Here is a 17958-nt window from a genome sequence, read left to right as displayed (position 1 = left end):
GCAGAACACGATGAATCCCCCAGTCGACTCGGGGTCAGTTGTCATAGGACGCGACGCCGACCGGTCCGACCCCCACACACAGATCGAGTCCTGGTGTGCGAGAAACGATCCTGAGGCTCGATCCACTACCCCGCACCCGAACGAACACCGTGTTCAGCCCCTGCCGAACCGGAGCCTCGACAGCTTCGCCGTTTTCGAGACCGACCGTGATCAGACCATCCCGATTCACGAGATAGTTGAGCTGTGCGGTCCATTCGTGGTCGATCATCGGCCCGTCGAGCAACAGTCGAACCGGCGCGTCCCCCTGAATCCGATACCCGCAGTCCGGCTCCGGGCCGGGAACGATGCTTCGATTCCACCAGACCACCGCTTCGACGATCTCGCCGGTGTCGGTGATCATCCGCAAGCGTGGCGTCGAGTCGGCGAATGCGCCGGAAGCGACGAGCGGCGACAGCACCCGACTGGTCTGATTCTGGGGATATGTCAGCGGACTGAGCACATTCCACGGCACCTCCTGCTCGAGCAGCGGCGCGCCGTCCCACGCGGTCAGCGATGACTTGAAATTCGTGACATAGGTTCGGGTCGGGCTGTCACGCCACGATCGCACGAAGGTGTACGTGGACAAGAGACTGCTCACGAGGAACACCACCAGCACCGCGACCGCCGTGCGGGGGCCCGGGATCACCGCGTTCATCCGGCCGAGCGATGATCGCCCCCGGGGACGGGCACGCACCATCAGCGCAGCCGCCGCAGCCGACACCACTGCCATGTCGGCGAAATAGCGCAGGGACTGCATCAGTTCCCCAGCGGTATTCGGTCCGCCACGAGCCAGCGCCACCGGAAGCTGGGCGACCAGAACGTAGGTCGCGACCATCAGCCAGACCGGCCCCACTCGGCGCCGCACTCCGAGGGAGAGCACCACCAGGACCGCCAGCGCGAGCCAGGCCGACGTCCCCGCCCAGCCGGGCGGATCCGCCCACGGCGTCGACGGTAGCCACCGCTCCCAGATCCACGGCCCACCGAGCAACGTGGGCAGAACTCCCCGCGTTGCCGCGGTGGGCAGCAATTCGCGCACTTCGTGCGCACCGGTGTGCATCGCGGGGTCGCCGATCACGGCGAGATATCCGACCAACCAGCAGACCAGCACCAAGCCCGATCCGGCCCACAATGGCGCAGCACGTCGGGCCACCTCTCGAATCGCGGACCCGCGACCGTCGACGTATCGAGTCAGTACCGCGACGGCGAACGCGACGAACGGGACGATCACCGACTTCTCGAAAAACAGCAGCGCCACCGCGAGCACCACAATCCCGGAGACGGCATACCGACGCCGACCGCTCTGCACCAGCAGCACCGCATCGCCGATCATCCAGGCGAGGGCGAATTGCAGCGGCAGCGCGTTCAGGGCGGCCGCCCACCATGCGAACGCCGGGATCGTCAACGGGCAGAAGAGATAGAAGATCAACGGGACCAGAATCATCCACCGCGCGCCCAGCAACACCGTCACCATGCGCAGCACGGCCACCGATGCCCCGAGCTGCAGGACGAGCAGCACCACGACCGGCCCGGCCCAGGCCAACGGCGCCACCTCGGTCACCGCCCAGGCAGCAGCGAAGGCCAACGGCATGAAATGCCCGTCATGGCTGTACAGCAGCAGATCCGTCGACAACAGCGGGTATCTGGCCGCTCGACCGACGAGGATGAGATCGTCCCAATAGAAGTACCCGCTGTCGGCTATCCACCAGCGGGCCACCAGCTGCAACACGAGGAGAAACCCGGCCGCGACGACCACCGGCGGTGCGTTCCCCATCGTCGGCCGGATCCGGATCTTCGTCGACGATGCCGCGGGAGGGACGCACTCCGACGCCGACAATGCGGGCGCAGCGGTGTCCATGCCATCCCACCGTAGTGTCTCGGCCGGGTCGGGCAACTGCCGCCATCACACCACGGCGTTTCCCTCGAAGATCGGACACACCGCGACCAACCGCACGATGGGCGCCGATTCGCGCAGCCTGTTCCTCGCGCAAACGTCGTCGCCACGACTCGGACTCATACGAATGTGTGAAGCACCCTGTGTCCCCGTTCGACGGGGCAGTATCCGCGGACCGCCCGCCGCCCGATACGGATGTACGAGCCGTCGGCGTGGCGACTATCCCGGGATCACGTACCGGACCTGAACCGAATCGGGCGAATGAGAGAATTCCTTTGTGGTAACCGACAATTCGATATGCCCCGGCCCCGACGGGATGGTAGCCGAGTTGTACCACGAGCCGACCAGTTTCACCGTGGTGTTTCCCCGGGCCCCGGTGTCGATATTGCGCCAGGAGATGTGGGCCGTCGTCGCGCAGGTGCCGATGCCTTCGAACGCGCTGGTGAGATGAATTCCCGACGAGGAATCCTGGTCGACGTTCCCGCGGATCGTCCCGAAGCAGAAGCCGGCTTCCGTCGCCGAGGTGTTGAGGACCGGAATCTCGACCGACTCGGCCGAGGCAGCACCCGCGGCAACGAACGCTGGAACGCAGGCCACTGCGACGGCCGCCGTGATTCTGGCCAACCTGTTGACTGTGTACATGATCTTCCCCTCTGATCGGTACGCCCCGGATGCAACAGCCGGTCCTCGCGCGACCGTCAGAATCGCGATACCGCCGGCCCAGCCATACCCATATCTGTCACCACCGCGTGGCTGTTACCTTCGCGCGCTTCGCGCCTCGGGCCGCCACCGCAGGTCGCCGTCCCTCGTCCGCAACAATTCGCCTGCAGATCCCCGACTAGCCTCGCCGCGCCGATCAGCATGTAGCCCCCGGTCAGGGTCGCCATCGCCACCGCCGCTCGGCGAGGCACATCGCCGCGGGCGACATGCGCGCAACCGTGCGCGGTGTCGAGCACGTCGACCAGGAGCCCCAGCCGCTGCCACCGCGACAACTCCTCGCGTGGCGCGGTCAGGTAGCCGAGCCCGAGGGCGATCGCCCGAGCGCCGAAGATGCGGGTCAGGTAAGTCAGCTCCGGACCGGAGCCGACGCCGACCGTCCTGGTCAATGCCCGCGGCGCCGCAAGCGCGGCCACACCGAGCGCAACGCGGCCCAGCGCGAGGCCGCGCAGCGCGCCGACCAGCGGGAAACGGTGCCCCGGTGTGTTATTCGTCGCCATGTCCCGAGCTTGGCAAAGAATGCCGATCAGGTCGATTACCTACGGGGTAATCGACCTGATCGCGCTGCGGGAGCGGGTTCGAACCACCGGGGTCCACCGTTGCGGTGCCGAACGCGGTGCCGACTGGGCCGACGACGACCCTGCGGGCGCGGCGGCACGGACGCGGTCAACCCCGCAGAATGATCAGTAGCAAAGCCTTCTGCAGGGTGTCCACGATGCGGCCGATGGTGATCGCGATTTCGACGGTGCCCATCACAGGCCCCTTTCCTCGGATATGCAAATCCACGATCTATCGATTCAAACTCGGTCGACCAGGATTCGCCAAGCACACACCGCATTTCGATTCGGTGCGCGATGGCTATCAGTGGCATACCGCATGCGGATTTCGCGAGTACCTCTCCGCCGAAGACCCCCCGACCTGAACTGGGTATCAGCTGAATTGTCTGCGACGCTTGACAATTCGGAACGACTGTGCGAATACCGAGCCGAGACCCTTCAGGCGACAGACGACGCCGACGAGTCGCACACGCCCTATTGCCACAGCGGCGCAGGAGAGTTCGCGGCTCTACATGCCGACGCAGTCGACAATCGGCGCGGGATAGTCGGCCGGGTCGATATTCTCTCGCCACGGCCGGTGTATCCGGGCGCCGGGAAGATGGGCCAGTTCCGGAATCCAGCGCCGCACATACTCGCCGTTCGGGTCGAAGCGCTCGGCTTGGCGCAGCGGGTTGAGTACCCGATTCGGTCTGGTGTCGGTTCCGGTTCCCGCGACCCACTGCCAATTGAGCTGGTTGTTCGCCAGGTCCGCGTCGACGAGCCAGTGCAGGAAATGCTCCGCACCGATCCGCCAGTCCACCCGCAGCGACTTGGCCAGGAAGCTGGCGGTGATCAGCCGGGCCCGGCCCGGCATCCAGCCCTGCGCGCGCAGCTGGCGCATCCCGGCATCGACGATCGGGTGTCCGGTGCGGCCGTCGCGCCACGCGACGACGGCCTGCGGATCGTGCCGCCAATGGATCGAGCGGGCGCGGTAGTCCGACCACGCGGCCGCGGGGCGAGCGGCCAACAGCTGGTGGTGGAAGTCGCGCCATGCCAGCTGCCTGGCGAACGCTTGCCCGCCCGCGGTGAACATATCGACACGATGGACCAGTTCCCCTGGGGATACGCACCCGAAGTGCAGATACGGCGACAGCCGTGAGGTCGCGTCGACAGCGAGGTCGTCGCTGCGGCGCTCATAATCCGCGATCGGCCCGGACAGCCACTCCCGCATCATCTTTCGACCGGTCGTCTCGCCGCCGACGTCGAGCTGGGGCGACGGCGGGCCCGAGCACAGCGCGGCCGCGTCCGGCAGCGGCAGACTCGCTGCCGTGGGTACCGTGAGCTCGCGCGGCTTGCCGAACGGCGTACGCCGATGCGCCGCACACCAGCGTCGGAAGTAGGGGGTGAACACGGCGAAGTGGTCGCGCCCGGTGGCGGGCACGAGCACCGCCGGATCCGCGACGGTGATCGTGGTGGCGTGCGTGTGCACCAGGCAGTCACGTAGCGCCAGACGTTCACGCAGCGCACGTTCGCGCCGCGTGCTGTAACCGCTGACGTCCGCGGCGATGTGCACGCTCGCGGCACCCACCTCGGCCGCCACCCGGTCGACCTCGGCGGCGACATCGCCGCGGCGCAGCACCAACTTTCCGCCGATGGCCCGCAGTTCGGCGTCCAATTCGGCGAGAGTCGCCACCAGGAAATGCGCCCGGTTCGGTGCGGCGAATCCGCCGGACAGGATGGCGTCATCGAGGACGAACAGCGGGACGACCGCGGCACCTTCCCGGTGGGCGGCGGTGAGTACCGGGTTGTCGCGGACCCGAAGGTCGCGGGTGAACAGAGCGATCGTGACGGTCATCGGCCATCGCCCCGGCCGTGGTACCACCTGTTCATTGTGCGCACTCCTGGTCGAAAGGTGTGGGGCCCGACCGACGTGTCGGAGGTGTTCGGCATCCGTGAGGGTCGCGCCGGGGCGGGATCGGGCGGCTCAGCCATTCCGCCGACGACGCGGCCCTCGCGGACGCCGAACACTCGACTCATCTGATGCACAACGGCACGATGGCCGACTCACCGCCCGTGACGGGCGAGGTCAGATACAGGCACGGGTTCTGGCCCGCGGCGACGATCGAAGCACGCACCTGCTGCCAGTCAGCGTTGTCCAACGCGACCGCTCGGGCGAGGACAAACCCGGACAAGCCACTCGGGTCGGTGACCAGCGCCCAGGAGTACTCCGGTCCGAGCGCGGTGACGATGTAGTTCGTCGGGCCGTTCAGGCGGTCCTGGGTCGGCACCCCGGGGAAGCTGACGTGTAGTTGGGCCCCGGTCTCCGGGTCGTTGGATGTCGCGGTACCGGTGATGTCGTTGGGGGTGTTCGCCCACGTGGTGCATGAGTTGCGCACCGCGATATTGCCCTGCGGGTCGCGCGAGTAATTCGCCTGTGTATCGCGGGCGCAGACCAGATTGAAGTACTGCGGGATGGCGGCGAGCTGATGCCAGGTGCCCAGGTACCTATCCAGATCGAGTCGAGGCACTGGGGTGGGCGCGGCCGACGCGGTGGCCCCGCCGGCCACGAAAGTCATCATCGCGACCGCGGAGACTATCCCGGCAAGACGGCTGGTGGACGAGCGTGGCATTCGGCGACAGGTCACGCAAACTCCTCGTCAATCGGCGATGCGCACTACGCTAGCATATAACGATGCATTATTGATGCAGATTGTTCGGATGCGAGGAGAAACCATGGCCACGACGTCCACCGAAGCCGGTGCCGCGACCGTCAGTGGGGGGCTGCTGTGCGCCGCCGCATTCGCCGCGACCCGGACGAGGTGAGCCGGCCCCGCGGCCCCACCGCGGCGACGAGCCACCCGGGCGGACAAGATCCGATCGACCGGGACAGGCAGAATGGGCCGATGCCCTCCGGTTCCGCTTCCGTATCCGATGCGGCCGGATATACGGTGCGCGCGGTAGCCGAACGTCTCGGTATTCCCACCGCGACCTTGCGCAGTTGGAACCGTCGCTACAACATCGGACCGCCACAGCTGCGACCGGGCAAGCATCGGCTGTACACCGAGGCCGACATCGCCGTGCTCGAGCGCATGCGGACCCTGATCGGCGAGGGCGCGAGTCCGGCGGGCGCCGCGGCGGCGGTGCGTGGACCCGTGCCGACCCGCGGCGAGCACGTGTCGCTGCTGGCCGCGGCCTTCGCGCTGGATACGAGGTCGGTGTCGAATCAACTCGCGGCGCACGTCCGGGCATTCGGCGTGGTGGACACCTGGGACCTGCTGTGCCGCCCCGCCTTCGCCGACCTGGTCGGCCGCCAACTCGGCGGCGAGGGATGCATCGATATCGAGCATCTGCTGTCCTGGTGCGTCATCTCGGTGATGCATCGCACGAATCCTCCGCCGGACCTGCCGAGTCCGACACCGGTGGTCCTGGCCTGCACCAGCGGCGAGACGCATTCGCTTCCGTTGGAGGTCTTGCGCGCGGCCTTGGCCGAACGCGGCGTCGCAGCGCAGATGCTCGGCGCCGACGTACCCAGCAGCGCGCTGGCCGACACGCTGACCCGGTTCGACCGCCCTGCCGCGGTACTGCTGTGGTCGCAGCAGGAATCCACCGCGCTGACCTCCGCGGTGCGCACCTGCCTCGACGCGGGCGCCCAGGTCCTCGTCGGTGGACCCGGGTGGGAGGCAGTGTTCCTTCCCGACGACGTCGACCACGTCGAGAGCCTCCTCGACGCCGCCGACCGGCTCGCCTGACCACGTCCCACTGTTCCCGGCCGGACGGCGTTGCACGCCGTAGACGTGGGATCCCGGCCCTCCGATGCGCCCCGCCCACCGAGCGGTTTCCACCCCCGGTGCACGTCTGATATGAAACGATGCATAATTGATGCATCGTTGCCGTTGGGAGGGATGGCAGCAGTAGTAGCAGTTCGGAGGAGCGCAATGATCGAGCACACCGAGTGGGACACGACAGCCATCCGTCGCGTGGCGGTGATCGGCAGCGGCGTGGCAGGACTGACCGCCGCCTGGGTGCTCGCCGCGTCCGCCGAGGTAACCCTCTACGAGGCCGACTCCCGGCTCGGCGGGCATGCCGACACCCATCGCGTCACCGCGGACAATGGCGAAATCGTCGGTCTGGACACCGGATTCATCGTGCACAACGACCGCACTTATCCCACCTTGCTGCGGCTGTTCGGCGAGCTGGGTATCGCCACCCAGGACTCCGACATGAGCATGTCGGTCCGCTGCGACGGCTGCGGCCTGCAGTACGCGGGCGCACGCGGCCTCGGCGGACTGTTCGCCTCGCCGCGCTCGCTGGTCCGCGGCCGCTATCTGCGCTTGCTCGCCGAGGTGCCGCGCTGGCACCGACTGGCCCGCGCGGAATTGGATTCCGGCGGCGACTCCGAGCGCACCCTCGGCGAATTCGTCCGCGCAGCCGGCTTCTCCGACTACTTCGTCGCACACTTCCTGACCCCGCTGGTGGCGGCGGTATGGTCCTGCGATCCGAGGACGGCGCTGCGTTATCCGGCCCGGTACCTGCTGACGTTCTTGGACCATCATGGGATGTTGACCGTGTCCGGCTCGCCGACGTGGCGGACCGTAACCGGTGGCTCGGCAACCTATGTTCACGCCATCGCGAATCGACTGGACCACGTGCTGGTCGCGACCCCCGTTCGCGCCGTGCATCGGCTGGTCGATGCGGTCGTCATCCGCGACGACGCCGACGAAGTACAGGTATTCGACGCCGTGGTGATCGCCACCCATCCCGCCCAGGCGCTGCGCCTGCTGGCCGAACCGACTCGGGCCGAACGCGAAATCCTGACCGCGATGCCGTACTCGGTGAACCACGCCGTCCTGCACACCGACAGTTCGGTGCTGCCGAACGCGCCGCGCGCCCAGGCGTCGTGGAACTATCGACTGCCCTCGTGCACTGCGGCGGTGGACCGCGTGCTGGTCAGTTATGACCTCACCCGCCTGCAGCGACTCCACCGCACCGGTGACCGCCGGTTCATCGTCACACTCGGTGATCACGACCGCGTCGATCGAGTTGCCGTGCTGGACCGCATGGTGTACGAACACCCCACCTACACCCCCGAGTCGGTTGACGCTCAGCGGCGCCTTCGCGAAATCGGCAGTCCGCGGGTGGCATTCGCCGGGGCTTACCATGGCTGGGGTTTCCACGAGGACGGCGCCGCCTCGGGCCTGCGCGCCGCGGCGCGGCTCGGCGCGCGCTGGGGCGCTCCCACCGCGGCGCAGGTGCTGACGACATGACCGCGCAGATTGTCCGCACCCGCATCCGGCATGTGCGGCTTGCCCCAGTGCGCCATGAATTCCGCTATCGCAGCTATGGCTGGCTGGTCGACCTCGACGACCTGCCCCGGCTGCCCCACTTGCTACGGCCGTTGGCCGGATTCCGCGCCGCCGACCACCTGGGCGACCCGCGAAACACGCTGCGCGAGAACGTGGATGATTTCCTCGCCACGCACGGCATCGACCTGCGCGGCGGTACGGTGCGCATGCTCACCAACGCACGGGTGCTCGGTTATGTATTCAACCCCCTCACACTGTTCTGGTGTCGCGATCATGCGGGCGAACCGCTCTGCGTCATCGCGGAGGTGCACAACACATACGGTGGGCGGCACTGCTATCTCGTACGGCCGGACGAGCAGGGCAGAGCGACTACCGGCAAGCACTTCTATGTCTCGCCGTTCAACCCGGTGCGCGGGTCCTACCGGATGCGGCTGCCCGAGCCGAACGATCGGCTGTCCGTGTCGATCGCACTCACCGACGGCCGTCCGATCTTCGCCGCCGCGATGACCGGGCGTTGCTACCCCGCCACCGTCCGTACAGTGCTGCGCGCGGCAGTGTCGGCGCCACTCGCTCCTCTCGCGGTCGCGGCGCTCATTCGCTGGCAGGGCATCCGTCTGTGGGCGCGCGGCCTGCCCGTCATCCCCCGCCCCACCCGGAACGAGGAGTCTTCGCGGTGAGTATCGATATTCCGGTCCCGTTGGACTCCGCGATGCGGGCGCCCACGGCGTGGCCCGATGTCGAGCGGACGCCCGCCGGCCTCCGCGCGCGCGTCGCAGCCGTTGTGGCGGACCGACTGTTCCGCAAGGCCGTACGCACGCTCCCGATCCGGGTGGAGTACCCGGACGGCACGGTACTCGGTCGGAATCCGGCAGACCGGGACGCGCCCCGGATGATCCTGCACCGTCCGGCGGATTTCGCCGCCCGGCTCGGCACCGGCGGTCTGATCGGGTTCGGTGAGTCCTATATGGCGGGCGACTGGTCGGCGCCTGATCCGGCCGCGACGTTGACCGTGTTCGCCGCGTCGGTCGAGACCCTCGTCCCCGCGCCGCTGCGCACACTGCGTCGCCTCTACGTCGCGAGGCATCCGGTGGCCGAACGCAACAGCGAGTCGAACACCCGCGGGAACATCGCACGCCACTACGACCTGTCCAACACGCTGTTCGAACTGTTCCTCGACGAGACGCTGAGCTACTCCAGCGCATTGTTTCCCGCCACCGAGCCGCCACCCCGCTGGGCCGACCTCGCCGCGGCCCAGCGCGCCAAGATCGACCGGATCCTGGATCGCGCGAAGGTCGGACCCGGCACCCGGTTGCTCGAAATCGGCACAGGCTGGGGTGAGTTGGCGTTGCGGGCGGCGGAGCGCGGCGCAGTGGTGCGGTCGGTGACGCTGTCCACCGAACAACGGGCACTGGCGCTGGACCGGATCACGGCGGCGGGCCGAGTCGACCAGGTGACCATCGATCTGCTCGACTACCGCAGTGTCGAGGGGGAATTCGACGCGGTGGTCTCGGTCGAGATGATCGAGGCCGTCGGCTACGACTACCTGGACACCTTCTTCCAGACCATCGACCGCGTACTCGCGCCGGACGGCCGGGCGGTCCTGCAGGCGATCACCATGCCGCACCATCGGATGCTGGCCACCCGGCATACCTACACCTGGGTACAGAAATACATTTTCCCCGGGGGGTTCCTTCCGTCCACCCGACTGTTGCGTGACGTGGTCGCCCGAAGCACCGGACTCGTCGTGCGCGAGGAACTGTCGATGGGCGAGCACTACGCGCACACTCTGCGGCTGTGGCAGCAGCGGTTCAACAGCCACGCCGACCAGGTCGCCGCACTCGGCTTCGATTCGCTCTTCCGACGGATGTGGCAGCTGTATCTGGCGCACGCGGAGGCCGGCTTCCGGTGCGGCTATCTCGATGTGCACCACATCCTGCTCACCAGGGCCGGAGCGAACTGAGGGCCAGTCACCCCGCCTCCTTCCCGAGCAGATGCCGCAGCGCCGGTTCCAGTGCGGGCGTGCGGAATCGATGACCGCGCTGCACCAGCCGTGCCGGGATCACGCGCTGACTGGCGGAGGCCAGTTCCCGGTTGCCCTCGGCGCCGAGCAGCAGCGCGGGGCCGAAGGCGGGCACCGGAAGCACCGCGGGCCGATGCAGCACTCGGGCCAGGACCCTGGTGTACTCGGCATTGCGAACCGGCTGCGGGGCAACAGCATTGATCGGACCGGACAGGTCGATGTCCCACAGCGCACGGTGGTAGACGTCGACCAAGTCGTCTATGCCGATCCAGGACAGCCATTGCCGACCGTCGCCGATGCGTCCGCCCAGCCCCGCGGTGAACAACGGGCGCAGCAACCGCAGCGTGCCGCCACGCGGCGACTGCACGATCCCGGTACGCACCCGCACCACCCGGACACCGGACTCGGTGGCGCCGCGTGCCGCGGCTTCCCACCTCTCGACCACGTCCGCGAGGAACCCGGCACCGCACGACGCATGCTCCCCCAGCGTCTCGTCACCGCGGTCGGCGCCGTAGTAGCCGATCGCGGAAGCACTGACGAAAACCGGCACCGCCGCCCGCGCGGCGATCTCGGCAAGCTTGCGCGTCGGTTCGATCCGGCTGTCGGCAACGGCGCGTTTGTGCCGCTCGGTGAACCGGCCCGCGATCGACGCGCCGGCCAAGTGTAGGACCGCGTCTACGCCATCCAGCAGGTCGGGCGCGGGATCTTCGGTGTCCCATCGCCTTTCGTCCGCAGCGCGCGGCAGGTGGCGGACCAACTTGAGCACAGTGTGCCCACCGGTGGTCAGAAACGCGGTCAGCGCCGAGCCCACCACGCCCGACGCGCCCGTCACCGCGATGGTCTTCGCTACGAAGCCGCGCCGCGTCGCCCGCGCGTGGGCCGCCAGATCATCGGCAAGTTGTCGATGGCGGTACGCGAACATGGGCCGCAGCACCGCGGAGGGGACCGGCGCGTCGACCCGGTCCACGACCCGGGTATGCGTCTCGTCGACGACCTCGAAATCGTGCGTATGCCGCCAGGGCAGTAGGCCGGCGGGTAACGAGCCGAGGCCGTCCACGGTGACCGCGTCGACGAATCGACACGGTGGGTCGTACTTGCGGGGATCGTGCCGGGCCACCCAGCGCAGCCCACCCGGCAGACCGAGCACAGCCTGTCCGTCGGACAGTGAATCAGCTTCGACGCGCGGTGACACCGGCTGCCAGGGCGGGGCGAGGCGGGTGAGCGCCCCGGGGCGGGCATACCAGGCGAACACCTCGGACCGAGGAAGATCGATGACGCTCGAAATCTCGATGCCCATCATTCGACTGTAGCCCCGCAAACGATAGGTGCAACGTTTATGCATCGTTTAATGGCAAATCCGAGCCACTGCGAGGAGAATTGACAGATGTCGTCAATTAACGATGCATCTCCGCGCCTCGAATATCTGCTCGACCGGACGATCGCTCCCGGATACAGCCGCCTCGGGTTTCATCTGCGCCACGCTCGATGGCCACCGGACGACCCTCGTCCCGATGCCATGCGCGGGCGCACCGCCCTGGTGACCGGCGCGAACTCCGGCATCGGCAAGTCCGTCGCCGCCGCCCTCGCCGGGCTCGGCGGCACGGTGCTTCTCGGCGTCCGCAACCGCGAGCGCGGCGAGCAGGCGTGCCGGGACATTCGCACCGCCGACCCGAACGCCGACGTGACCGTGACGCTCTGCGATCTGTCCGACACCGATTCGGTCACCCAGTGTGCGGCAGCGCTCGGCGACCGCAGCCTGAACGTGCTCATCCACAACGCGGGGGTACTGCCCGCCGAGCGCACCGAGACCGCCGGCGGGCACGAGTTGACGCTCGCGACCCATGTACTCGGACCACTGCTGCTCACCGACCTACTGACGCGCCAGCTGAGCACGGCCGCCGATCCCAGGGTGATCTTCGTGGCCTCGGGCGGAATGTACACCGCGCCGCTCGCCGTCGACGACCCGGAATTCCGGGACGGGAACTATCGCGGCGCGACCGCCTACGCGCGCACCAAACGGATGCAAGTCGCGTTGACGCCGCTGCTCGCCGAACACTATGCACCCCAGGGCATCTCCGTGCACAGTATGCATCCCGGCTGGGTGGACACCCCCGGCATCGCCACCGCGCTACCCGGTTTCCACCGGCTCACCGGCCCGCTGTTACGCAGCCCGGCCATGGGCGCAGACACTGCCGTCTGGCTCGCGGCCACCGATCCCACGCCACCTTCCGGCCGCTTCTGGCACGACCGACGTCCCAGGCCCGAGCACTATCTGCGCCGCACCGAATACTCCGACGAACAGGCCAGCCGGCTCTGGGCGTACTGCCGCCGGGCGGTGGGCCTGGATGACAGTTAGACCATGAGCGGGAGTTACGCCTTCCGAACGTCGGGACAGTCGCCGAACTCCCTACCGATGCCATTCCTGCGTGGTGAGGGCACACCGAAATTAGAACATGTTCTACCATGATGTCGAGTCATCACCCGCCAGAACGGAGGCACCGGATGCCCCTGGATCCCTCGGCCGCGACGCTGCTGACCGCCGTCGAGGCCTCGCCGCGCGCGGTCGCCGCACACGACAAGGCCGCCTGGGTCGAACTGTTCGGCGCGAATGCCGAGGTCCACGACCCGGTCGGCTCCCGCCCGCACATCGGCCGCAGCGCCATCGCGCGCTTCTACGACACCTTCATCGGACCGAATACCATCGCGTTCCGGGTCGAACGCGACCTCGTGCATCCGCCGACGGTAGTGCGCGACCTCACCATCGTCACCACGATGTCGACCGGCGCCACCGTGATGGTGCCGATGCACCTGCGCTATCGCCTCGTGGAGGAGGACGGCGGCTGGAAGATCGCCCACCTCGCCGCGCACTGGGAGCTGGCCGGAATGATCTGGCAACTGCTGCGCACCGGACTCCCCGGACTCGGCGCCGCGCTGAGACTGGGGCCGCAGCTGATCGCCAATCTGGGCTTCGGCGGGATGATCGGAATGATGCGGGCGCTCGGTGGCGTCGGACGCACCGGGAAGCGCAGGACGGCTCGGGTGTTCACCGCCGCGGCGAGCACGGATCTGCCCCGGGTGCGCGGCCTGCTCGGCCCGCGGGCGGTGGTCGAGCTGCCTGCCGGAACACCGGTCTCGGTGGAGGAATTCACCAACCGGGCGCGGAACATGCGTTGGGACAAGGTGATCGCCGCCGGACGTACCGTCACCGCGAGCATCCGACTCGACGACACGCACGGCGTCGCAGTCGCCGAGTTCGCCGCCGGAGCTGCCCGCATCGCGACCCTCCGGTTCTATCTCGACGTGGTGTGACCGCACCCCGCCCCAGGAGACTCCCGCCCCGGCGACCCCATCCGATCGAGTGATAGCCGGACACGACGCGAGGTGTCCGGCTCGGTGAACGAGTTCCCGCCGACCTGCGCGACTGCGCGGCGCGGTCGATGGATTATTGCGACCGATCAGGACATCAGCCGCACGGATTCGGCCTGTTCCATCGCCGCGGCGGACGAGGAGACCGAGGCAGCCTCGGACGCCGCGACGGGCGCGAGCCCCGTCGGCGTCGGGTGTTCGGTCCAGCCGGGCGGACCGAACACGTACCCGAGACGCCCACGCCAGGTAGTCGCGCCCCGCACGTCGCGGATCAGGGCGGCCAGTTCGTAGTAGTTGACCTTCAACGGATTGTGGGTGCCGATGTTCTTGGTGAGTCCGTAGCGGATCGGCTCGGATTCCGCGGCGAAGCTGCCGAACATACGATCCCAGATGATGAACACACCGCCGTAGTTCTTGTCGATGTAGGGGAGATTCGATCCATGATGGACGCGGTGGTGCGCCGGGGTGTTGAACAGGAACTCGATCGGACCCGGCAGCGTCTTGACGCGCTGGGTGTGAATCGGGAACTGGTAGAGCAGGCCGATACTCTGCAGCAGGAAGATCATCCACGCCGGGAAGCCGAGCAGCGCCGCGGGGACCCACGCCAACCCGCGCAAGATATTGGCGACCGGATGCAGCCAGGACAGTCGGATCGCGGTGGAGAGATTGAAGTGCTCACTGGAGTGGTGCACGCTATGCGCGGTCCACATCAGGCGGACCCGATGGTCGGCACGATGCGCCCAGTAGTAGCAGAAGTCGGTCACGACCAGTCCGAGTACCCAGACCCACCATGATCGCGGCGAGAGGTGCCACGGCGTGAGCGCCGCGGCGCCCAAAACCGCCGAGAACGGAACGAGGTACTGCATCAGCGGCTTCGCGAGTCTGCCCAGCGTGAACGTCGCCACATTGGACGCGGTGTCGCGGGCCGATCCGCCGTTGTCGGATCGGTCGGGATCGCGGCGGTAGGCGATCCACTCCACCAGCATGAGTACCGCGAACGCCGGGACGGCATAGCTCAACAACTCCACACGGCCCATGAAATCTCCTTCATCGTCTACCGTCTGATTCGACGCTACGGGCCCGGGCCTGCGCGAACATCGCGCCGACGAGTGATCCCGCATCCCTCGCACGGGGGACGCGGGCCCCCGGTGTCGAAGGCAGAGTTATCGGTCCGCGGTTATCCGGTCCGCGGTTATCCGGTCCGCGGTTATCCGGTCCGCGGTTATCAGTCCGCGTATGCGGTGGCGCGGTCCACTCGCTGGGTTCGCCCGCGAACCTCGCGCACTGCGACGAGAGGGAGGCGGTGACGAACTGTTGGATGTGAGCAGATCACTGGCTCGGCAGTCCGTGGTGGTCGCCGTGGTGGCCGCACTGGTCGATACCGTCGTGCTCGGCCTGAGTGGCGTATTCGCGGTGGCTCCGTGGCAGACCGTCACGGCCATGGTCGCGATCGTCGCCGCGGACCTCGCGCTGGCCGCGCCGCCGCGGACCGCCGCCGTGGTTGCCGTGATCCACGTCCTTGTTCGGTTGCTGGCCGCGCTGGTGCTGCACCGGCACGGATTACCTGCGCGATTCGCCGACGTCGGCTTCCTGGTGGCCGGATACCGCGCCGGCGCATGGCTGAACGGACCGAAGTCCGTGCTGACCGTGCTCGCCCTGTGCGGCGGTGTCGCGTTCGCGCATCTGTGCACCGACAGCACCGCGGCACACGACTGGCGGTTGCTGCTCGCCTCGACCGTGTCCGCGGGGTGTGTGCCGTGGCTCGTCGGCCGCTACACCGCCGCACGCGGCGCCTACATCGCCGATCTCGAACAGCGCGCCCAGCTGCGTCACCAGGAGCACCGCGTCGCGTTGGAGCGCGCCGTCACCGAGGAGCGGGCCGCGATCGCACGGGACCTGCATGACGGGATCTCCCATCACGTCAGCGCGATCGGCATCCACGCGGGCGCGGCGCGGCTGGCCCTGGGTGCGGACGCGAATGCCACCGCCGTCCGGTCACTGGCGGCGGTGGAATCCAGCAGCAGGGCGGCGATGGTGGATCTGCGCCGCCAGCTCGATCTCTTACACGGACACGACGACGAAGGGCAGCGCCAGCCCGGTCTCGCCGAGATCGACGGGTTGATCGATCATGTGCGTGCCGCCGGGCTGGACGTCGAACTCCTGGTACGTGGCGCCGCCGTCGAACTGCCGGAATCGTTGAACATCACGCTGTACCGCATCGTGCAGGAGATGCTGACCAACGCGCTGCGCCATGGCGACGGCACGCACGCGCGACTCGAGGTGCAGCACCTGCCGAAGCGGGTGATGCTGCGCGCGACCAACCCGCTCGCCCGGCAACCGGCCGGCGCCGAGCCCTCGGCGCCGCGCGGACTCGCCGGAATCCGTCGACGCGCCGAGCTGTTCGACGGCGAGCTGGACTACGGGCGCGACGAAACCCACTGGCATACTACGGTTACCCTGCCGATCGGAGGATCGTGAACTCCCCCATCCGCGTCCTGCTCGCCGACGACCACAGCATGTTTCGCTCCGGTCTTCGCGCCGTCGTCGACAGTCAGGTCGACCTGGACTGCATCGCCGAGGTGAGCGATGGGCGCACCGCCATCGCCGAGACCGCGCGACTGCGACCGGACGTCGCGATCCTCGACGTCCGGATGCCGAAGCTGGACGGGCTGGCCGCCACCGCCGCGATCGCCGCCGCGGGCGGCACCCATGTCTTGGTGCTCACCACCTACGACAGCGACGCCAATCTGTACCGCGCGTTGCAAGCGGGCGCGAGTGGCTTCCTGTTGAAGAGTCTCTCGCCGGAGGAACTCGTCGCCGCCATCCGCATCGCGGCCCGCGGCGACGCGCTGATCGACCCCGCGATGACCCGCCGGCTGATCTCGCGCTTCGCGAGCAGTCTCGCGCCGCCGCGGACGCCACCGGAGATCGAACAGCTCACTGCCCGCGAACTGGAGGTGCTGCTGCTGCTCGCCGATGCGCGCAGCAATGCCGAGATCGCCACGCAACTCGGCGTCGGTGAGGAAACGGTGAAAACCCACGTCTCACACATCCTGGCCAAACTCGACGTCCGCGACCGCATCCACGCGGTCGTGTACGCCCATCAGCACGGCTTGGTTTCGTTCGAACCGCCGCGCTCGGAGTGACCGGCATTTCTCCGCTGCGCCGACGGCGGGGTGGGGACCTCGCCACCCCGCCGCGATCGGTCAGGAGCCGGTAGGTGGTTCAGCGACGGTTGTCGGGTCGATGACACCGAAAACCTCGCCTTGCGAACCCTGGACGACGCCCATGCGACCGAAGGGACTGTCGTCGGGCCCCGACATGATGGTGCCGCCGAGTTCGCCCGCCTCGGCGAGAGCAGCATCGGTGCTGTCGACCTGGAACCACGTCAACCAATAAGCCGGGTTGTCGCCCGCGGTCTTGGTCGAGTCGTTGATGCCGCCGATGGCATCGCCTTCGGTGGCCAGGCTGAAAGTGGAGTAGATGAAGTTCTGCCCGTCGCCGATCTCCGTGTAGTGCCAGCCGAATACCTCGGCGTAGAACTCCTGGGCCTGCTTGTAGTCAGCGGTGTGCAGCTCATTCCAGCAGTAGGCGCCGTGCTCGTCGTAGACGCCCGCACCGCTGTGCGCTTTGGCTTCCCAGATGCCGAACACCGCGCCCGTAGGATCGGCGGCGATGCACATCCGCCCGACGTCCAGCACGTCGAACGGCGCCATCATCAGCGAGCCGCCCGCGGCGGCGATCTTCTCCGCCACCGTGTCGGCGTTATCGGCGGCAATGTAGGTGGTCCAGACCGACGGCATCGGCATGCCCTCGGGTTTGGGACCGATACCCGCGGCAGGGCGACCGCCGCGCATGGCCATCAGATACCCGCCGGCTTCGGGCGGGCCTTGGATCTCCCAGCCGAAGAGTCGGCCATAGAACTCACGGGCACGAGTGGTGTCGTCGACTTGACAGTCGACCCAACAGGGCGTTCCTTGCGGCCAGCTACTGTCACGAGTGGGCATTGCAGTGCCTCCTGACATGGTTGCTGAGGTGCGGCCCGGACAGCCGACACACGGTCAGTTAATCATCAGCACACAGCTC

The 17958-nt window shown here is 67.9% G+C and carries 16 protein-coding genes; 8 read left to right on the top strand and 8 right to left on the bottom strand.

What is annotated here, in order from left to right:
* Positions 1-34: 34 nt before the first annotated feature.
* The 5 genes from AB0B25_RS04155 to AB0B25_RS04135 form a co-directional block, all read right to left on the bottom strand.
* The gene (locus AB0B25_RS04155; protein ID WP_357174404.1) at positions 35-1894 is read right to left on the bottom strand and encodes a hypothetical protein; all 1860 of its coding nucleotides are present in this window, start codon (positions 1892-1894) and stop codon (positions 35-37) included.
* A 255-nt stretch (positions 1895-2149) separates the two neighbouring features.
* The gene (locus tag AB0B25_RS04150) at positions 2150-2572 is read right to left on the bottom strand and encodes a hypothetical protein (RefSeq protein ID WP_357174401.1); all 423 of its coding nucleotides are present in this window, start codon (positions 2570-2572) and stop codon (positions 2150-2152) included.
* Between the two features lie 56 nt (positions 2573-2628).
* Complete coding sequence (locus AB0B25_RS04145) at positions 2629-3147, bottom strand: hypothetical protein (protein ID WP_357174398.1); 519 nt, start codon at positions 3145-3147, stop codon at positions 2629-2631.
* A gap of 565 nt (positions 3148-3712) precedes the next feature.
* The gene (locus AB0B25_RS04140; RefSeq protein WP_357174395.1) at positions 3713-5038 is read right to left on the bottom strand and encodes a deoxyribodipyrimidine photo-lyase; all 1326 of its coding nucleotides are present in this window, start codon (positions 5036-5038) and stop codon (positions 3713-3715) included.
* Between the two features lie 178 nt (positions 5039-5216).
* Positions 5217-5828: a lipocalin family protein gene (locus AB0B25_RS04135; protein WP_357174392.1), complete on the bottom strand. Its 612-nt coding sequence runs from the start codon at positions 5826-5828 to the stop codon at positions 5217-5219.
* A 258-nt stretch (positions 5829-6086) separates the two neighbouring features.
* Here AB0B25_RS04135 and AB0B25_RS04130 point away from each other — a divergent pair, with 258 nt between their 5' ends.
* The 4 genes from AB0B25_RS04130 to AB0B25_RS04115 all read left to right on the top strand — a co-directional run bounded on the left by AB0B25_RS04130 (position 6087) and on the right by AB0B25_RS04115 (position 10446).
* Positions 6087-6932, top strand: a complete 846-nt coding sequence (locus AB0B25_RS04130; RefSeq protein WP_357174390.1) for a MerR family transcriptional regulator — start codon at positions 6087-6089, stop codon at positions 6930-6932.
* 186 nt (positions 6933-7118) lie between these two features.
* On the top strand, positions 7119-8447 hold the full coding sequence (locus tag AB0B25_RS04125; protein WP_357174389.1) for an FAD-dependent oxidoreductase: 1329 nt from the start codon (positions 7119-7121) through the stop codon (positions 8445-8447).
* A complete protein-coding gene (locus AB0B25_RS04120) occupies positions 8444-9163 on the top strand; it encodes a DUF1365 domain-containing protein (RefSeq protein WP_357174386.1) in 720 nt (239 codons plus the stop codon). Before AB0B25_RS04125 ends, AB0B25_RS04120 begins: the two co-directional genes overlap by 4 nt.
* Positions 9164-9195: 32 nt before the next feature.
* Entirely contained in the window at positions 9196-10446 is a 1251-nt protein-coding gene (locus tag AB0B25_RS04115; protein ID WP_357174968.1) for a cyclopropane-fatty-acyl-phospholipid synthase family protein, read from the top strand.
* A 7-nt stretch (positions 10447-10453) separates the two neighbouring features.
* Here AB0B25_RS04115 and AB0B25_RS04110 read toward each other — a convergent pair whose 3' ends face one another.
* Entirely contained in the window at positions 10454-11803 is a 1350-nt protein-coding gene (locus tag AB0B25_RS04110; protein ID WP_357174383.1) for a TIGR01777 family oxidoreductase, read from the bottom strand.
* Between the two features lie 87 nt (positions 11804-11890).
* Here AB0B25_RS04110 and AB0B25_RS04105 point away from each other — a divergent pair, with 87 nt between their 5' ends.
* Positions 11891-12862: an SDR family NAD(P)-dependent oxidoreductase gene (locus tag AB0B25_RS04105; RefSeq protein ID WP_357174381.1), complete on the top strand. Its 972-nt coding sequence runs from the start codon at positions 11891-11893 to the stop codon at positions 12860-12862.
* Between the two features lie 146 nt (positions 12863-13008).
* Entirely contained in the window at positions 13009-13815 is an 807-nt protein-coding gene (locus AB0B25_RS04100; protein WP_357174378.1) for a nuclear transport factor 2 family protein, read from the top strand.
* A 146-nt stretch (positions 13816-13961) separates the two neighbouring features.
* On the opposite strand, the gene AB0B25_RS04095 is transcribed toward AB0B25_RS04100, so the two are convergent.
* Complete coding sequence (locus AB0B25_RS04095) at positions 13962-14909, bottom strand: sterol desaturase family protein (RefSeq protein WP_357174375.1); 948 nt, start codon at positions 14907-14909, stop codon at positions 13962-13964.
* 283 nt (positions 14910-15192) lie between these two features.
* On the opposite strand from AB0B25_RS04095, the gene AB0B25_RS04090 reads away from it, so the two are divergent.
* On the top strand, positions 15193-16350 hold the full coding sequence (locus AB0B25_RS04090) for a histidine kinase (RefSeq protein WP_357174372.1): 1158 nt from the start codon (positions 15193-15195) through the stop codon (positions 16348-16350).
* A complete protein-coding gene (locus AB0B25_RS04085; protein WP_357174369.1) occupies positions 16347-17018 on the top strand; it encodes a response regulator transcription factor in 672 nt (223 codons plus the stop codon). Before AB0B25_RS04090 ends, AB0B25_RS04085 begins: the two co-directional genes overlap by 4 nt.
* Positions 17019-17078: 60 nt before the next feature.
* On the opposite strand, the gene AB0B25_RS04080 is transcribed toward AB0B25_RS04085, so the two are convergent.
* Positions 17079-17879 (bottom strand): VOC family protein, encoded by an 801-nt coding sequence (locus AB0B25_RS04080; protein WP_357174366.1) that lies wholly within the window; start codon positions 17877-17879, stop codon positions 17079-17081.
* Positions 17880-17958 lie beyond the last annotated feature (79 nt).

Source organism: Nocardia sp. NPDC049190 (assembly GCF_040648115.1).
Lineage (GTDB): Bacteria > Actinomycetota > Actinomycetes > Mycobacteriales > Mycobacteriaceae > Nocardia.
The sequence above is the reverse complement of the archived record's forward strand: the minus strand, read 5'-3'. Positions and strand labels throughout refer to the sequence as shown.